Annotated in this window: 16 protein-coding genes; 8 read left to right on the top strand and 8 right to left on the bottom strand. The window is 71.9% G+C overall.

The features are described from left to right. Positions 1-103: 103 nt before the first annotated feature. The 4 genes from I003_RS0119445 to I003_RS0119460 form a co-directional block, all read right to left on the bottom strand. On the bottom strand, positions 104-712 hold the full coding sequence (locus tag I003_RS0119445) for a DUF6113 family protein (protein ID WP_027773031.1): 609 nt from the start codon (positions 710-712) through the stop codon (positions 104-106). Further along, positions 709-1,596, bottom strand: a complete 888-nt coding sequence (mshB, locus tag I003_RS0119450) for an N-acetyl-1-D-myo-inositol-2-amino-2-deoxy-alpha-D-glucopyranoside deacetylase (protein ID WP_037721202.1) — start codon at positions 1,594-1,596, stop codon at positions 709-711. Before mshB ends, I003_RS0119445 begins: the two co-directional genes overlap by 4 nt. A 38-nt stretch (positions 1,597-1,634) precedes the next feature. Further along, positions 1,635-1,829: a hypothetical protein gene (locus I003_RS0119455; protein WP_027773033.1), complete on the bottom strand. Its 195-nt coding sequence runs from the start codon at positions 1,827-1,829 to the stop codon at positions 1,635-1,637. A 197-nt stretch (positions 1,830-2,026) separates the two neighbouring features. Continuing rightward, entirely contained in the window at positions 2,027-2,998 is a 972-nt protein-coding gene (locus I003_RS0119460; RefSeq protein WP_027773034.1) for a hypothetical protein, read from the bottom strand. 497 nt (positions 2,999-3,495) lie between these two features. On the opposite strand from I003_RS0119460, the gene I003_RS0119465 reads away from it, so the two are divergent. From I003_RS0119465 to I003_RS0119485, 5 genes are all read left to right on the top strand, one after another. After that, entirely contained in the window at positions 3,496-4,536 is a 1,041-nt protein-coding gene (locus tag I003_RS0119465; protein WP_027773035.1) for an ABC transporter permease subunit, read from the top strand. Between the two features lie 88 nt (positions 4,537-4,624). Further along, entirely contained in the window at positions 4,625-6,424 is a 1,800-nt protein-coding gene (locus I003_RS0119470; protein ID WP_486584294.1) for an ABC transporter substrate-binding protein, read from the top strand. A 99-nt stretch (positions 6,425-6,523) separates the two neighbouring features. Beyond that, the gene (locus tag I003_RS0119475) at positions 6,524-7,501 is read left to right on the top strand and encodes an ABC transporter permease (RefSeq protein ID WP_027773037.1); all 978 of its coding nucleotides are present in this window, start codon (positions 6,524-6,526) and stop codon (positions 7,499-7,501) included. Positions 7,502-7,511: 10 nt separating this feature from the next. Further along, on the top strand, positions 7,512-8,573 hold the full coding sequence (locus tag I003_RS0119480; RefSeq protein ID WP_027773038.1) for an ABC transporter ATP-binding protein: 1,062 nt from the start codon (positions 7,512-7,514) through the stop codon (positions 8,571-8,573). Positions 8,574-8,589: 16 nt separating this feature from the next. Next, positions 8,590-9,726, top strand: a complete 1,137-nt coding sequence (locus I003_RS0119485) for a dipeptide ABC transporter ATP-binding protein (RefSeq protein ID WP_027773039.1) — start codon at positions 8,590-8,592, stop codon at positions 9,724-9,726. Positions 9,727-9,800: 74 nt separating this feature from the next. On the opposite strand, the gene I003_RS0119490 is transcribed toward I003_RS0119485, so the two are convergent. Then, positions 9,801-10,730, bottom strand: a complete 930-nt coding sequence (locus tag I003_RS0119490) for a transglutaminase-like domain-containing protein (RefSeq protein WP_051368339.1) — start codon at positions 10,728-10,730, stop codon at positions 9,801-9,803. 586 nt (positions 10,731-11,316) lie between these two features. Beyond that, positions 11,317-12,315 (bottom strand): GNAT family N-acetyltransferase, encoded by a 999-nt coding sequence (locus I003_RS0119495; protein ID WP_027773041.1) that lies wholly within the window; start codon positions 12,313-12,315, stop codon positions 11,317-11,319. 111 nt (positions 12,316-12,426) lie between these two features. On the opposite strand from I003_RS0119495, the gene fdxA reads away from it, so the two are divergent. Both fdxA and dapC read left to right on the top strand, forming a co-directional pair. After that, positions 12,427-12,753: a ferredoxin gene (gene fdxA, locus I003_RS0119500; RefSeq protein ID WP_027754067.1), complete on the top strand. Its 327-nt coding sequence runs from the start codon at positions 12,427-12,429 to the stop codon at positions 12,751-12,753. Between the two features lie 92 nt (positions 12,754-12,845). Next, positions 12,846-13,952 carry a succinyldiaminopimelate transaminase gene (gene dapC / locus I003_RS0119505; RefSeq protein WP_027773042.1) on the top strand — a complete coding sequence of 369 codons (1,107 nt, stop codon included), beginning with the start codon at positions 12,846-12,848 and terminating at the stop codon, positions 13,950-13,952. Positions 13,953-14,079: 127 nt separating this feature from the next. On the opposite strand, the gene I003_RS0119510 is transcribed toward dapC, so the two are convergent. Both I003_RS0119510 and I003_RS0119515 read right to left on the bottom strand, forming a co-directional pair. After that, positions 14,080-14,448 (bottom strand): hypothetical protein, encoded by a 369-nt coding sequence (locus I003_RS0119510; protein WP_027773043.1) that lies wholly within the window; start codon positions 14,446-14,448, stop codon positions 14,080-14,082. Positions 14,449-14,733: 285 nt separating this feature from the next. Then, positions 14,734-15,675, bottom strand: a complete 942-nt coding sequence (locus tag I003_RS0119515; protein ID WP_027773044.1) for a hypothetical protein — start codon at positions 15,673-15,675, stop codon at positions 14,734-14,736. Between the two features lie 160 nt (positions 15,676-15,835). On the opposite strand from I003_RS0119515, the gene dapE reads away from it, so the two are divergent. Further along, positions 15,836-16,909 carry a succinyl-diaminopimelate desuccinylase gene (dapE, locus tag I003_RS0119520; protein WP_027773045.1) on the top strand — a complete coding sequence of 358 codons (1,074 nt, stop codon included), beginning with the start codon at positions 15,836-15,838 and terminating at the stop codon, positions 16,907-16,909. The last annotated feature ends 1 nt before the right edge of the window (position 16,910 follow it).

A 16,910-nucleotide genomic window follows, 5' to 3' on the forward strand; every position in this document is an offset into this window, starting at 1 on the left:
GCGCACCACCATACTTGTCCGCTCCGACACTGAGGCCCGACATCCGCATGAGGCCACCCGCGCGAAGGCCTACTTGACCGCGTCCGCGCCCCAACAGAGCACGTCACTCGGGGAGTCGGGGCGGTGGCCCGTCCGCGACGAGGAGCTGCGGCAGTATGGTGCAGATCACAGCGACCAGCATCCCGCCGAAGATGAAGAGCTGGGGCCCGAGTCCGGCGGCGAAGACGAAATCGCCCTCGGGGCGGTTGAGGGACAGGGCGACCACCGCGAGGAACCAGCCGCCGCCCGCCGCGAAGCCCGCGCCACGGCCCCCGGTGGCCACCCCGGCGCCGTAGCAGAGCCCGCCGACGGCGGCGAGGGCGAGCAGCATCCCGCTCGGTGTCCAGGCAGCCTGCACGAGCGAACCGGCGATCCCGACGAGTCCGCCGAGCACGAGGGCGGCCAGGTACGCCAGTACGCGCCCGAGCGTCACCGGCCGCGCGAGGGCGCTGCCGGGGGGCGGGGCGGCGGGGCGGCGCGCGGGGGAGTCCGCGGTGGCGGCGCCGGCCCGGCTGCGCTTCTCCGCGCTCGCGCCGCCTGCGCCGGCCGGGTTTCCGCCGCCGCGGCCCGCGCGCCCGCTGCCGCCCGCCTGCTCGCGGCTTGTGCCCGCGCCGGTCCGGTTTCCGCCGCCGGCGGCGGAGTCGGGGCGTGCGGACCGCTTCTTGGCGCTCACGCCGCCACCTCCGCGAACAAGTCGGTCTCCACGGCGCCCGGATCGCGCCGCGCGCCGCCGGCGAGCCGGAACTGCTCCGTGGTCAGGATCGGCTGGCCGAGCCCGTTGGAGAGGGCGAAAGCGCCGTCGGCGACGGTGATCTGCGTCGCGTGCGCGGCCATCGCCCGGGCCTTCGCCGCCGCGTACGCGCCTGCGTCCACGGCCGCGGTGACCTCGTCGTCGTCGACCACGCCCGGCAGGTCCGCGACCGTCGCCGTGTCCGGGAAGGGGTGGCCCGCCGCGGCCAGTTCCGCGAGGCCCTTCTCCGCCGCGGCGCGCGCGATGCAGGTCCAGTAGATACGGCCCACGGACCACGGTGGCGCGGGGTCCGCGTCGTACGAGGCGTCCGCGGACAGCTCCGCGGCGCGCGTCGCGACGCGGTGGGCCTGGACGTGGTCGGGGTGGCCGTAGCCGCCGCGGGGGTCGTAGGTGACCAGCACCTGGGGGCGTACCTCGCGGATCACCGGGACCAGCAGACCGGCCGCCTCGTCGACACCTGCCGACCAGAACGTGCCGGGGCGGCCGTTCCGGTCGAGGCCCTGCATGCCCGAGTCCCGGAAACGCCCCGGGCCGCCGAGGAAGCGGTGGTCGGTGACGCCCAGCTCCCGCATGGCGGCGGCGAGTTCGCCCGCCCGGTGGGCGCCGAGCTCGTCGTCCCGCTCGGGTCCCAGGTGGGCGAGAGCCGGCGGGATGATCTCGCCCTCCTCGCCCCGGGTACACGTCACCAGGGTGACGAGGGCGCCCTCTGCTGCGTAGCGCGCCATGGTGGCGCCGGTGGTGATCGTCTCGTCGTCCGGATGCGCGTGCACCAGCAGCAGCCTGCGCGACGGAAGCTCCCTGCTCATGGAGGAAGCCTAGACGAGCGGACGGAAGGTCCCCCGGGTCAGAGATCGATGCTCTCGATCATCCCCGCAACGTTCTGTGTCACATCGTCGATCGTCGGTGCCATGGACGAGCTCGCGAGGTAGAAGCCCAGCAGGATGCACACGGCAGCGTGCCCGCCCTTCAGGCCACTCTTCTTGATGAGCAAGTAGACGATGATCGCGAGCAGCAGCACTAGCGAGATCGACAGAGCCATTCGGCTCACCTCCCGGGACCTGCGGTCGGGGTCATCTGACGGGCCACGTGATGCATGCCCGTCGCGCGCACGCATCATAACTATCGGTGCCTGTGCATCGTTCGGCGCACCGGCGCATGGAGGGGTCGCACGCGGGAGGCCGCGGCGGAGGGGCGGCAGGGGCGTCCGGGAGGGGGGATGCGGCTGTCGCCGTGTGGTCACCAGGGGGGCTGGGAGGAGGGCTCCTGCCAGCGGGCGAGCGGCTCGTTCACGGGGTCGCGCTCCTCCCCGCGGCCGGCGAGCGCGAAGAGGATGACGAAGCCGGCGAGCAGCAGCCCGATCGACGTGCCGGCCTGCACCTGGTATTCCGTGCCCAGGGCGCCGAAGTTCTCGAAGACCTCGTGCTTCAGATGGACGGAGGTCTCGGCAGCGCCCCAGCCCAGGACGAGGGCGCCGGCGGTCATGCCCAGCGGGCGGGACACCGGGGCGCGCTTCGCCGCGGCCACCGCGGCCACGAAGCACAGGGCGGCGAGCGCCCCCTTGCCGTACGCGACCGGGGGCTGCAGCAGCGCGTACGTGGTGTGCTCGCCGGTGAGCCGCTTGCCGTACGCGTCCCAGCCGGCGACCGCGGCCCGGCGCACCTCCCACGCGGCGAACGCCAGCGCGGCGAGGGCGAGGAAGACCGTGCCGGTGGCCCCGGCGCCGCGGGCCGGCCGGCGCGGCGGCTGCTCGTCGGGCAGCAGGTAGTCGGTGCCGGCGGACTCCTCGGGCCGGCGGCCGGCGGCGACGGCGATGAGCAGCACCGCGCCGAGGGTGACGGCGACGCCGGCGGAGAGCAGCGCGCGGTTGCGCAGATCCTGGTCGACGTTCTGCATCCAGTCGGCCGTCAGCGTCCACAGCGCGGGGGCGCGCAGCAGAATCGTCACGGCACCGGCCGCACCGAGGGCGCCGCCGGCGGCGGTGGAGTGCAGGGCGGTGGCGCCCACGACGGCGTACACGCAGACGAGGACGGGGTCGTAGAGGGAGGTGCCCCAGGGGCGCGCAGGGGAAGCCTCGGGAGAGCCCGCCCAGGACCACCACAGGTCGGACAGGCTCGCCGCGGCGTCGACGTCGCGGCCGATCCACAGGAGCGAGAGAAGAGCGAGGAGCGCGCAGCACACGGCACCGAAGACGCGTGCGCCACGCCCCACTATGTGTCCTTGTTCCATCGCCGGAAGACCCCCGATATGCAACCGTGCGCCTTTTGGGCCCACACGGCACCCAGGTCTACACCTCACCGCAGCCCCGGACAACACCCGCGGCATGATCGCCGGGACGGCGGCGGGCGGCAGGGGGCGGCCCGGATCCCGGCCGGATCCGGCCCGCAGGACGGACCCGGCCGGGGGACGGCACCCGCACGGCCGTACGCTCCCCAGAGTGACGCGTTCGTATATCGGTGATGCGACAGATGGGTTGCCGATGTGTTAACGACCTTCAGTGTACTTTGTCGCATATGTCGGTCACTAAGGCGGCTTGTCAAGCACGTACGGACCTCAATCTGCAAAACTTACGCTCAAGAAGCGATTCCGCACCTCAGCTTCCCCCGTCACCCCCTTGACTGGGGGATGAATCGGTTGCGAAAGTCCCGTCAACCACCGCAGCGTGCACGGGCGCTGCGGCTCTCATCCGGTTCGGGAGCACAACGCCAATGACGAGTCCATCCGAGGCTGCCCCGACGGGGTCCGAGCCCACAATGCTCGAACCCGTCAAGGCAGAGGGGGGCGATGGCCGGGGCACCGCCGAGCACATCGGCAAATCGCCCGGTCAGCTGATGTGGCAGCGCTTCAAGCGCGACCGCGCGGGGGTCATCTCCGCGTATATCGTCGGCTTCTTCGTGCTGATCGCGATCCTCGCCCCGCTGATCTCGAAGCTGTACGGCAAGTCGCCGTACACGCTCTACAACTCGGCAACCGGCAAGCCCGAGCTGTTCGACCCTCTCGGCTACCCGATCAAGCCCAACGGCGGTATCAGCGGCGAGTTCTGGTTCGGCCTTGAGCCCATCCTCGGCCGCGACGTCTTCACGCTGCTCATATACAGCATCCGGACCTCGCTTGCCATCGCGGTCGCGGTGACGATCCTCACTGTCGGCGTCGGCGTCCTGATGGGCGTCGCCGCCGGCTTCACGGGCGGCCGCACCGACACGCTCATCGGCCGGTTCACCGACCTGATGCTGGCGTTCCCGAGCCAGTTGTTCTTCGTGGCGTTCATGCCCGTCATCACCGCGATGTTCGTCGCTCCCGAGGACGCGACGCCCACCTGGCTGCGGATCGCGGTGCTGATCGGCGTGCTCGCGGCGCTGAACTGGATGCGCATGGCCCGGATCGTGCGCGGTGTCGCGCTGTCGATGCGGGAGCGCGAGTTCGTCGAGGCCGCCAAGGTGAGCGGGGCGTCGAACTGGCGAATCATCCGCAAGGAGATGCTGCCGAACCTCGTCACACCCATCCTCGTGCAGGGAACCTTCGAGCTGCCGCTCGTCGTGACGAACGCCGCGGGACTGTCGTTCCTCGGCGTCGGCCTGGTGAACCCGACCCCCGACTGGGGGCTGATGTTCCAGCGGGCCGCGGACGTGTCCGAGACCGTTCCCACGTTCATGTTCTTCCCCGGCATGGCCATGGTGATCTTCGTGGTCGCCTTCAACCTGCTGGGGGACTCCGTCCGCGACGCGTTCGATCCGAAGGCCGCGCGCTGACGTTCGTACCGCCGCCAGGGTGCGACCGCCGTGGCAACGGGTGAACACGCACACAGCAACGCAAGACCTACAGACAGGGTGGTAGACAGTGAGAATCAGGGGTGCACGCAGATCGCACGCCGTAGTGGCGGGGCTCGCCGCGGGGGCTCTGGCCCTCAGCGGCTGCAGCAGCGGCTCGGAGAACACCGACACGCAGCAGGACGAGAAGAAGAAGGCGGCGGAGCAGCAGGCGCAGATCCCGTTCGGTGACGCCAAGGCGTCCACCGGCCCCGCCCCCGAGGTGAAGGGTGCCCAGGAGGGCGGCACGATCCCCGTCATGCAGCGCGACAGCTACGCGCACCTCGACCCGGGACAGATATACGTCTCGGACGAAGGCGCCCTGGCGAGGCTGATCCACCGCGGGCTGACCGGCTACAAGGCCGACTTCAAGGGCAAGCAGACGCTCGTCGGCGACCTCGCCACGGACAGCGGCAAGCCCTCCGACGGCGGCCGCACCTGGACGTACACGCTCAAGGACAACATCAAGTGGGCCGACGGCACGGACATCACGTCCAAGGACGTCCGGCACACCTTCGAGCGGCAGTTCGCCGAGTTCATCAACGACGGTCCGGTCTTCATCCAGCAGTGGCTGGCCAACGAGCCCGGCACCGGGTACCGCGACCTGCTGCCCAAGGGCCCGTTCGAGGGTGACCACCTGCCGGACTCCATCCTGGAGACGCCGGACGACAAGACCATCGTCTTCAAGTTCGAGGAGCCCAAGCCGGACCTCCCGTACGCCCTGGCGATGCCGGGCTACTCGATGGTCTCCGAGGCGAAGGACACCCAGGAGAAGTACGACAAGGACCCGATGACCGCGGGCCCGTACAAGATCGAGTCCTTCAAGACCGGCAAGTCGATGACGCTGGTCAAGAACGAGCACTGGGACCCGGCGACCGACGCGACGCGGAACGCCTACCCGGACAAGTACGAGATCACGTTCAACATCCAGTTCGAGACCTCGGCCGAGCGGCTGATGGCCGACAAGGGCGTGAACAAGAACTCGATCAGCTTCACCAACAACGTGGACGCCGCCACGCTGCCGAAGCTGAACAAGGACGCCGAGGCCCAGAAGCGCTCGGTCAACGGCTACCAGCCGTACGTCGCCCAGATGGCCATCAACATGGACCGGGTCAAGAACAAGAAGGTCCGCGAGGCCATCGCGTACGCGCTGCCCATCCAGCCCTACCAGCAGGCGTTCGGCGGCCCGCAGGGCATGGAGCTGGCCGGCGGTCTGCTGAGCCCGACCGTCTCCGGCTACGAGGAGGGCTACGACCCCTTCGGCAAGCTGAAGAAGCCGCTGGGTGACCCGGCCAAGGCCAAGAAGATCCTCGAAGAGGCCGGCGAGACCGGTTACAAGCTCACCTGGGGTTACATCAACACCCCCGAGGGCCAGAACTACTCGCCTTCGATGGAGGCGACCCTCGAAGAGGCGGGCTTCGACGTCCAGCGCAAGGAGATCTCGGCCGAGACGTACTACGACGAGATCGGTGTCGTGGACAACGAGTTCGACATGTACGTGAGCGCGTGGGGCGCCGACTGGCCGTCGGCCAGCACCGTGGTCCCGCCGCTGTACGACGGCCGGCAGATCCAGGACGGCGCGTCGAACTACTCGCACACCAACGACGACTTCCTGAACAAGGAGATCGACCGGGTCCAGAAGATCTCGGACCCGGCCGAGGCGGCCAAGGAGTGGAACAAGCTCACCCAGTACGTGGTGGAGGACCTGATCTCCAACATCCCCATGACGTACTACAAGCAGATCCAGCTCTACGGCTCGAACGTCGGCGGCGTCCAGTACGACGACGTCATCGGTGACATCGACCTGCGCAAGCTCTACCTCAAGCAGTAAGCACCGTCCCCGGTACGCGGGGGCCGCCCGATCGGCGGCCCCCGCGCACCACCCTTCATCCCACGTCGCCGCTTTGTCCTTCGAAAGCAGCCCACAGTCATGCTTCGTTTCCTGATTCGCCGGACAATCGGCGCATTGATCATCCTGCTGATCCTCAGCGCGGTCTGTTTCTTCCTGTTCTTCGCCATCCCGCGTGATCCCGCCCGCATCTCCTGCGGCGAGAAGTGCACGCCGGAGAACCTCGAACTGATCCGCAGGTCCCTCGGGCTCGACGATCCCGTCCCCGTGCAGTACTGGAACTTCCTGTCCGGCATCTTCACCGGCCGGTCCTACCCGACGGGCGACTGCCCGGCGCCCTGCCTGGGCCGCTCCTTCGTGCACGACGAGAACGTCCTCACCCTCATCCAGGACCGCTTCCCCACCACGCTGTCGCTCACCATCGGCGCGGCGATCGTCTTCCTCTTCTTCGGCGTCGGCGCCGGCATGGTCGCCGCCTGGCGGCGCGGCACGGCGCTCGACAAGTTCGTCAGCGGCAGCTCGCTGATCATCGGCTCGCTGCAGATCTACTTCATCGGCCCGCTCGTGCTCTGGGCACTCGTGTACAGCACCGGACTCTTCGGCGACCCGACGTACAACCCCTTCACCGAGAACCCATGGAAATGGGTGGTGGGACTGATCCTCCCCTGGGCGGTGCTCTCCACGATCTTCGCGTCGAACTACACCCGTATGGTGCGGTCCACGATGATCGAGCAGTTGCAGGAGGAGCACGTCAGAACGGCGAAGGCCAAGGGCATGTCGGGGCGTACGGTCTTCTTCCGCTACGCCTGGCGCGGTGCCCTGATCCCGGTCGTCACGATCTTCGGTATCGACCTCGGCTCCCTGCTGGGCGGCGCGATCATCACCGAGTACACGTTCTCGCTGCCGGGGCTCGGCAACCTCTCCATCAATTCCGTGTTCAGGGCGGACCTGCCCGTGCTCATGGGCGTGCTGCTGTTCTCGTCCACCATGATCATCCTGATGAACGTCATCGTCGATACGGCGTACGCCTTCATCGACCCGCGCATCCGTCTGTCCTAGGAGAAGAGCAGTGACCACCCTGACCAAGGAAGCGGAAGGATCCGCTCCGTCCGCGGACGGTGCCTTCCTCTCGGTGCAGGACCTGCGCGTGCAGTTCACCACCGAGGACGGCGTCGTCAAGGCCGTCGACGGTCTCTCCTTCGACGTCGAGCGCGGCAAGACCCTGGGCATCGTCGGCGAGTCCGGCTCCGGCAAGTCGGTCACCAACCTGACCGTGCTGGGCCTGCACAACAAGATGTTCACCAACATCGAGGGCTCGATCAGCCTCGACGGCGAGGAACTGATCGGCGCGCCCGAGCGCAAGCTGGAGAAGCTGCGCGGCAACAAGATGGCGATGATCTTCCAGGATCCGCTGACCGCGCTCTCGCCGTTCTACACGGTCGGCCGGCAGATCGCCGAGCCGTACCGCAAGCACACGGGCGTCTCCAAGCGTGCCGCCCACGAGCGGGCCGTGGAGATGCTCGACAAGGTCGGCATCCCCAACGCCAAGCTGCGCGCGAACGACTACCCGCACCAGTTCTCCGGCGGCATGCGGCAGCGCGCCATGATCGCGATGGCGCTCGTCTGCAACCCCGACCTGCTGATCGCCGACGAGCCGACCACCGCGCTCGACGTGACCGTGCAGGCGCAGATCCTCGACCTGATCAGGAACCTCCAGGACGAGTTCGGCTCCGCGATCGTCTTCATCACCCACGACCTCGGCGTCATCGCGAACGTCGCGGACGACATCCTGGTGATGTACGCGGGGCGCGCCGTGGAGCGCGGCACCACGCGCGAGGTGCTGCGCCAGCCGCAGCACCCCTACACGTGGGGCCTGCTGAGCAGCATGCCGCGGCTGTCGTCGGACGTGTCCGTGCCGCTGACGCCGATCAAGGGCACCCCGCCCAGCCTGCTGAGCCCGCCGCCGGGCTGCCCGTTCCACCCGCGGTGCGGGTTCGTGGGCGACGTGGGCGGCGCGGCCTGCCGCACGGACCGGCCGGCGCTGCCCGAGGGCCGCGGGGCCGCCTGCCACCTGAGCGCCGGGCAGAAGCAGGACATCTTCATCGAGCAGATCAAGCCCCGGCTGGGCTAGGGAGCGACAGACCACCATGAGCGAAGAACTCACTCTCCCCGGCCCCCGGGACGACACGCCGGCCACGGCGGGCGAGGAGCTGCTGTCCGTCGAGGGGCTCACGAAGCACTTCCCGATCATGGGCGGCTTCCCGGTCAAGCGGCGGGTCGGCGCGGTGCAGGCGGTCGACGGTGTCGACCTGGAGGTGCGCGCGGCCGAGAGCCTGGGCCTGGTCGGCGAGTCCGGCTGCGGCAAGTCGACGACCGGGCGGCTGCTGACGCGGCTGCTGGAGCCGACCGGCGGCACGATCACGTACCGCGGCCAGGACATCACGCACGCCAAGCGCAAGGAGCTGGCGCCGATCAGGTCCGAGATCCAGATGATCTTCCAGGACCCGTACTCGTCGCTGAACCCGCGGCAGACCGTCGGCACCATCATCAACAGCCCGATGGAGGTCAACGGGATCAACCCGCCCGGCGGGCGGGAGAAGCGGGTCCGGGAGCTGCTGGAGACCGTCGGCCTCAACCCCGAGCACTACAACCGCTTCCCGCACGAGTTCTCCGGCGGCCAGCGCCAGCGCATCGGGGTCGCGCGGGCACTCGCGCTCCAGCCCAAGCTGATCGTGGCGGACGAGCCGGTCTCGGCGCTGGACGTGTCGATCCAGGCGCAGGTCGTCAACCTGCTGCAGGAACTGCAGCGGGAGATGGGCATCGCGTTCCTGTTCATCGCGCACGACCTGGCGGTCGTCCGGCACTTCTCGCAGCGCGTCGCGGTCATGTACCTGGGGAAGATCGTCGAGATCGGCGACCGGGACGACATCTACGCCCGGCCGCGGCACCCGTACACCCACGCCCTGCTCTCGGCCGTCCCGGAGGCGACCCTCTCGGACGACGAGGAGGAGGTGCCGCGCGAGCGCATCCGGCTGGCGGGCGACGTGCCGTCGCCGATCAACCCGCCGTCGGGGTGCCGGTTCCGTACGCGGTGCTGGAAGGCGCAGGACCTGTGCGCCGAGAAGGAACCGCCGCTGGTGCAGATCGACGGCAACCGCGGAGGGCACCTGACGGCGTGCCACTTCCCGGAGGAGCCGACGGTGGAGCGGGCGGAAGAGGTCATCATGGACAAGGCGCTCGCCGCGCTGGAGGACACCGAGGCTGCGGCTCCGGTGAAGGAGTAGCGCGTACGCCGTCAGGAGAGAGGCCGGTGCCGTGCCGCGGCACCGGCCTCCCTGCGTCCTTACGGGGGCCGTGCTCAGTTGAGGCGGGCACGGGCGGCGCGGGCCTGGCGGCGCAGGGTGTCGGCGGCCTGCGGCTCCATCGCCGCTATCACCGAGGCGTACTCCTCCAGCTCCGCCGCCCCCGTGACGAAGTCACCCCGGGCGATGAGGAGTTGCGCGCGCTCGTGGCGCAGCCGGGCGGGGTGCCCGGGGAGCAGCAGGGCGAGTTCGACGGCGGCGAGCTGGACGTCGGAGTGCTCGGGGCGGGGCGCGGCCCAGGCGCGGATGTTGTTGAGGATGCGCAGCACGATGTCCAGCGAACCGGCGGGTACGAGCATGGAGGGTGACAGCGGCTCGCCTCCGGTGGCCTCGGCGACGAGCAGCTCGGCGTCGGCGGGGGAGAGGAGCCGGCCGCCGTCGAAGGGGTCGGCCAGCACGGCGTCGCCCGCGGCCGGCTCGGCGGGCCGCACGGTCGGCGGCCCGTGCGTCGGCCCGTGCGTCGAGCCGCCCGCGGGCGCACCGGCCGGCGGGGGACCGACGGGGGGCGGACCGAAGCCGACGACGAAGTGCCCGGGGAGGGCCACGCCGTACACCGGGGCACCGGCGCGGCGGGCGACCTCCATCCAGATCACGGAGAGCATGATGGGCAGCCCGCGGCGGCGGCGCAGCACCTCGTGCAGTTGGGACGACTCCAGCCGCCGGTAGTCGCCGGGCGTGCCGCGGAACCCGTAGCGCTCCCCGAGCAGTTCGGCGGCGGCCCGCGCCCACGCGCGGGGTCCGCCGGGCGCGTACGGCAACTGCCCGGCCAGCTCGTCCAGCTCGATCTGCACGGCGTCGATGCCGCCCTCGTCGAGCCCGGGATCGGTCTCGGCGGCGACGAGCAGGCAGAGCAGCGCAAGATCGGGCCGCGGCGCGCGGGCCTCCTCCGCGAACCGGGCCCGGTCACCGACCCCGGACGTGCTCATGCCCCCCATTGTGCGACGCACCACGGCGCGCGTCCCGCCCAATGTGAGACCGGTGGGGACGGTGCGAGCCGTGCGGCGTCGGCCGGCGGGTGCAGGCGGCGGCACGGCCGCGCCGGTTTCCGCGGTGCGGGCCTGCGCTGTGCGGGTTCCGCCGGGCGGGTGTCCGCCGCGCGGTGGCAGGCCGGCCGCCGGGGACCGTGCTCCTGGCGGGCCGGTGGGCCCGGCCGGTGCGGGCGCGGGTGCTGCGATGGCGGCCCCGGGCCGGCGCGGGCGGAACCCGGCCGTGCGAGACGGCCTGCGCCCCTCCGCGGCGCGGCTGCGTCCGGCCGGGCGGCCCCCTCTGCCCGCCCCGCGGGGGTGTGCCGCCCGGCCGCGGGACCTGCCCCGGCGGGGCCTGCCGCAGATCTGGCGCCGTTCGCCCGCGGGGGGACGACGCAGGGGCCCCACGCCCCCGGGGCGCGGGGAGAGGCCGGTGCGTGCGATCGCAGGCGGAAGGGCGACTGCGCAGGGGGCTGCCGGTCGCTCCCGACCGCGGGGCGAGGGCACCGCCGCGCGCGTGACGGGTGCTCCCGGAGTGGGACGGGTCCTACGCCGTCGGGTGGTGGCGGTAGTGGTAGGCGTGGTGGGTGGTGAAGCCCAGGCCCTTGTAGAGGGCCACGGCGGGGGCGTTGTCCGGTTCCACCTGGAGGTACGCCGCCGAGGCGCCCTCCTCCAGGGCGCGCGCGGCGAGGGCCGCCATCACCGTCGTGGCCAGACCGCCGCGGCGGTGGGCCGGGGCGACCTCGACCGCCGCGAAGCCCGCCCAGCGCCCGTCCACCACGCAACGGCCGATCGCCGCCGGGCCGCCGTCCGGGCCCGGGACCGTCGCGAACCACACCGACGGGCCGCCCTCCAGCACCGTCCGCGCCGCGGGCGTCAGCTCCGCGCCCCGGTGGTAGAGCGAGAACCACTGCGCCGATGTCGTACGGGACAGCTCCACCCGTCCCGCCTCACCCCTGTCCGCCACCGGCGCCAGCTCGCCGATCTGCATCAGCGCCGCCCGCCGGACCGTCCAGCCCCGCGCGTCCAGCTCCGCCGCCAGCGGCTCCGCCGTCCCCGCCGCGCCCGTCGCGACCTGCACCAGCGCCGGGAGCCCCCGTTCCCCGTACCACCGCGTCACCCGTGCCAGCGCCGCGTCCAGCGGCAGCCCGGGGCCGCCCAGCGGCAGCACCGAGTTGGCGCGGCTCGTGAAGCCGTCCGAGGCCCGCAGCGTCCAGTCGCCCAGCCGCTCGGCCGTCACCGGCGGCCACCCCCGTGCCGCCACCCGGGTCAGTTCCGCCGCCGTCGCCGCGGGTCCCCGCCGCCGCGCGGGCGCGGCGGGCACGACCTTCGCCGCCACCACCGCGGCCTCCGAAATCCGTACCACCTGGCCGTTCCGCTTCGTGAGACGAAGCTCCCCCGCATCCCACGATGTGAGCACGCCGACCGCGTCGGTGAACCGCGCGTCTGACTCGCAGGCATCTGTCAGTCGTCGTACGGAAACGCGTTTTCCCACGTCAGCGTGGGTGATGCGGATGTCGAGCCGCGCCCCAGTGGTGAATTCCACAGCTCTCCACGCCCCTCTTGTTCGTTCCGTGCCCGGGAACGGAGATACTAGGTGCGGGCATCGACACGCCGCGCTCCCGCGCCGCCAGCCTGATCGAGGAGGAACGACAGCGTGACCTACGTCATCGCAGAGCCTTGTGTGGACCTCAAGGACAAGGCCTGCATTGAGGAGTGCCCCGTCGACTGCATCTACGAGGGCCAGAGGTTCTTGTACATCCACCCGGACGAGTGCGTCGACTGCGGTGCTTGCGAGCCGGTCTGCCCCGTGGAGGCGATCTTCTACGAGGACGACACCCCGGAGGAGTGGAAGGACTACTACAAGGTGAACGTAGAGTTCTTCGACGATCTCGGTTCGCCCGGTGGCGCCTCGAAGCTCGGGCTGATCGAGCGGGACCACCCGATCGTCGCGGCCCTCCCGCCGCAGGAGCACGACGAGTAACACCTGAGTACCACGGCGAACACGCGGTGCCCCCGCCTCATCGGCCCCGGGCCGATCGGCGGGGGCGGTCGCGTCGACTGAGGACAGTGAGAGTGCGACCCGTCACCTCCCGGCTGCCCGTCTTCCCCTGGGACCGGCTGGAGCCCTACAAGACCGCCGCCGCCGCCCACCCCGGCGGCATCGTCGACCTGTCCGTCGGCACCCCCGTCGACCCCGTGCCCGAGGTGATCAGGGCTGCGCTCGCGGACGCCTCGGACAGCCCCGGCTATCCGTTCGCCTGGGGCTCCCCGGCGCTGCGCGAGGCCATCGCCGGCTGGTTCGGCCGGCGGCTCGGGGCGGAGACCGGGCCGGACGCGGTGCTCCCGGCGATCGGCACCAAGGAACTGGTCGGCTGGCTGCCGACGCTGCTGGGCCTGGAGCCGGGGGACCAGGTGGCGTATCCGCAGCTCGCCTACCCGACGTACGAGATCGGGGCGCTGACGGCGCGGGCCGAGCCCGTGACGTACGCCGATCCGGTCACGGACCTCGACCCCTCGCGCGTGAAGCTGCTCTGGCTCAACACCCCGTCGAACCCCACCGGACGCACCATGGACGCGGCCGAGTTGCGCCGCGCGGTGGCCTGGGCACGCGCGCACGGGGTGCTCGTCGCCTCCGACGAGTGCTACGTGGAGCTGGGCTGGGAGTCCGACCCGGTCTCCGTGCTGCACCCGTCGGTCAGCGAGGGCTCGTACGAGGGACTGCTCGCCGTCCATTCGCTGTCGAAGCGCTCCAATCTCGCCGGCTACCGCGCGGGGTTCGCCGGCGGTGACGCGGCGGTGGTGCGCGAGCTGGTCGCGGTGCGCAAGCACACGGGGATGATGGTGCCGAAGCCGGTGCAGCAGGCGATGATCGCCGCGCTGGGCGACGGGCGGCACGTGGCCGAGCAGCGCGAGCGCTACGCCCGTCGGCGGGCCGCGCTGCGCGAGGCGCTGACGGGTGCGGGCTTCCGGATCGAGCACAGCGAGGCGTCGCTCTACCTGTGGGCGACGCGGGACGAACCGTGCTGGGACACGGTCGCCGAGCTGGCGAAGCTGGGGATCGCGGTGGCGCCCGGCGAGTTCTACGGCTCCGCGGGGGAGCGGTTCGTGCGGGTGGCCTTCACGGCCACGGACGAGCGAGTGGCCGCCGCCGTGGAGCGACTGCGGGCCCTACGGGGCTGAGCCCGGGGCGCCGCCGGCGGGGCCCGTGGCGCGACGGATGAGCCGCGCGCGGGGCCGACGAGCCGCCGGGCCCGCGGAGGACGGCTCCGCGGGCCGCCGGCGGCCTCGTGGGTCAGCCGGACAGGCTTCAGATACCCAGGCTCGACGCGGGCAGGTCGGGGGCCAGGTTCGAGGTGGCACCGCCGACCGCGGCCCGGCCCTTCTTGACGGACTTGCCGGTGCTTTCCTGGAGCGTGCCCAGGGCCTTCTCGGCGGCGGGCGGGGCGCTCTCGCTCAGCTTGTTCGCGGTCTCGGCACCGGCGGTGAGCACCTCGCCGCCGGTCCGGGAGGCGGTCGCGGGCAGCGAGCCGGATTCCAGGGCGCTGACCGGGGCCAGGCCGTTCGTGCTGGGCAGCTCGACGGCGCTGGCGGCACCCGCGGCGCCGACGACCGGTGCGGCACCCGCGGCGACGACGAGTGCGACCCGGGCGAAGTGGCGCTTCAGGGGGTGGGACATGGTGCTCCTTTGACGGAGGGTAGCTGACTGGTCACGTCCGCCGTGCGGACGCTGTGACTACCGCGTGAGCCGCCGGAAGGTTGCGGCTGCCCCGTGTAAAGAGTTGGTAATGCGTCGCATAATCTGCGTCACCGGAAAACGGGGTGAAGCAGGTCTGCCCGAGCGGCGCTCGACGGTCCGTGGACCGCCCCTCGCCGGGCAGGCGCCGGGTCGGGAGGAGGAGACGGAAGCGGTGTCCGCCGTCAGCCTTCGCCGGCCGGCTTCGCCCGTACGGGGCGTGGTGGGCTACGGCTCGATGACGATACGGACCGACACGGCGCCCGCCCGGGCGTGCGCGCCCTCGGCCTCCCGCCAGCCGGCGGCCGAGTCCTCGGCCCGCCACTCGCGGCCCGCGAAGGACACCTGCGCGACGCGCAGCCGCGGCGCCTGGGCCACCGCCCAGTGCGCCAGCTCCCAGCCGCGGCCCTTCGCGTCCGCACCGCCGCCCGCGCCGTCGGCGGAGACCGGCAGCACCAGCACCTGGCTGCCGCCGCCCCGGCCCGCGCTCCCGGTCCCCTCGCCGGAGCCGCCCGCTTCGGGCTCGGGCAGCACACCGGCGCCGAACTCCCGCTTCAGCGCCTTGCGCACCGCCGCGGGGTCGCCCGAGCGGGTGTCGCCCTTCGCCGTCGTGCAGGTGAAGGCGCCGCCGGCGCGGCCCGTCAGCGCGGCGGACAGCCGGGCGGCGGCGGGCTCGTGCTTCGCGTACGCCTGCGGGAAGCCGCTGCGCTGCACGCGCTGCGCGGCCTCGGTGAGCGGCAGCCGGGAATAGCCGGGGATCTCCGCCAGGTGCTCGTAGAACTTGCCGGTGGAGTACACCGGGTCGAGGATCTGCTCCTCCGTGCCCCAGCCCTGGGACGGGCGCTGCTGGAACAGCCCGAGCGAATCACGGTCGCCGTGCTCGATGTTGCGCAGCTCCGACTCCTGCATGGCCGTGGCGATCGCGATGGTCACCGCGCGTTCGGGCAGCCGCCGCGAGGACGCCACCGCGCTTATCGTCGCGGCGTTGGCGGCCTGTTCGGGATCCAGCTCGTACGGCTCCTCCTCGCCCTTGCCGCGCACCTCGCAGCGGGGCGCGGGCCCGCCGCCCGTGTTGAGGTGGACCAGCAGGTACGCGCCCACGCCGCCGAGCACCGCGAGCGCGACCAGTGCGCGAAGGAGGCGGCGGCGGAGGACGTCTGAGGCGGGCACGGGCCCACCGTAGCGTCCGCGGCGGACAGCCGCGTTCGCCGGGACCGGCGGGGCGGCGTCCGCGGGGCGGCATACGGCGCACGGATGCCGGACGGATGCCGGACGGACGGCGGACGGACGGTGCGAGGGGCACGGCGCTCGTGGCCTTAGGGTCGTCGGCATGGACTTGACGCTCGATGCCGCACGGCTCACCGCCCAGCTCGTCGACACGGCCTCGGTCAGCGGTGAGGAGAAGCAGCTCGCCGACGCCGTCGAGACCGCGCTGCGGCGCCTCGGCCACCTGGAGGTGGACCGCGACGGCGACGCCGTCGTCGCCCGGACCCGGCTGGGCCGTGCCGAGCGCGTCGTCCTCGCCGGGCACCTCGACACCGTGCCCATCGCCGGCAACGTACCCTCGCGCCTCGACGGCACGTACGAGGACGGCGTCCTGTGGGGCTGCGGCACCTCGGACATGAAGGCGGGTGTCGCCGTCCAACTGCGCATCGCCGCCACCGTGCCCGCGCCCAACCGCGACCTCACGTTCGTCTTCTACGACAACGAGGAGGTCGACGCCTCCCGCAACGGCCTGCGCCGCCTCGCCGAGCACCGCCCCGGCTGGCTCGCGGGCGACTTCGCCGTGCTGCTGGAGCCGTCCGACGGCGAGATCGAGGGCGGCTGCCAGGGGACGCTGCGTGCCGTCCTCCGTACAGAGGGCGAACGCGCCCACTCCGCGCGCAGTTGGCTCGGCGCCAACGCCATCCACGCCGCCGCCCCGGCACTGGCCCGGCTCGCGGCGTACGAATCGAGGAAAGCCGTCATCGACGGCCTGGAGTACCGCGAGGGCCTCAACGCCGTCCGCGTCTCCGGCGGCGTCGCCGGCAACGTCGTGCCCGACGTCTGCGAGGTCACCGTCAACTTCCGCTACGCCCCGGACCGCTCGGAGGAGCAGGCCATCGCCTTCGTGCGGGAGTTCTTCGACGGCTGCGGCATCGCGGAGATCACCGTCGAGGACAGTTCCCCGGGCGCGCTGCCGGGGCTGGGCCACCCCGCAGCCGCCGCGTTCACGGCCGCCGTCGGCGGCACCCCGCGGCCGAAGTACGGCTGGACGGACGTCGCCCGCTTCACCGCCCTCGGCGTCCCGGCGGTGAACTACGGACCCGGCGACCCGAACTACGCGCACAAGCGCGACGAGCACGTGCACACGGCCCGTATCCACCACTGCGAGGAGCGGCTGCGGGCCTGGCTCACCGCGTGAG

Source organism: Streptomyces sp. CNQ329, from assembly GCF_000482585.1.

Excerpts from the sequence above, each read along its gene's own strand:
- mshB (WP_037721202.1), bottom strand. The coding sequence starts at position 1,596 with ATGAGCAGGGAGCTTCCGTCGCGCAGGCTGCTGCTGGTGCACGCGCAT.
- I003_RS0119485 (WP_027773039.1), top strand. The coding sequence starts at position 8,590 with ATGAGCGAAGAACTCACTCTCCCCGGCCCCCGGGACGACACGCCGGCC.
- I003_RS0119510 (WP_027773043.1), bottom strand. The coding sequence starts at position 14,448 with ATGTCCCACCCCCTGAAGCGCCACTTCGCCCGGGTCGCACTCGTCGTC.
- I003_RS0119475 (WP_027773037.1), top strand. The coding sequence starts at position 6,524 with ATGCTTCGTTTCCTGATTCGCCGGACAATCGGCGCATTGATCATCCTG.
- I003_RS0119490 (WP_051368339.1), bottom strand. The coding sequence starts at position 10,730 with ATGAGCACGTCCGGGGTCGGTGACCGGGCCCGGTTCGCGGAGGAGGCC.
- dapE (WP_027773045.1), top strand. The coding sequence starts at position 15,836 with ATGGACTTGACGCTCGATGCCGCACGGCTCACCGCCCAGCTCGTCGAC.
- I003_RS0119455 (WP_027773033.1), bottom strand. The coding sequence starts at position 1,829 with ATGGCTCTGTCGATCTCGCTAGTGCTGCTGCTCGCGATCATCGTCTAC.
- I003_RS0119465 (WP_027773035.1), top strand. The coding sequence starts at position 3,496 with ATGACGAGTCCATCCGAGGCTGCCCCGACGGGGTCCGAGCCCACAATG.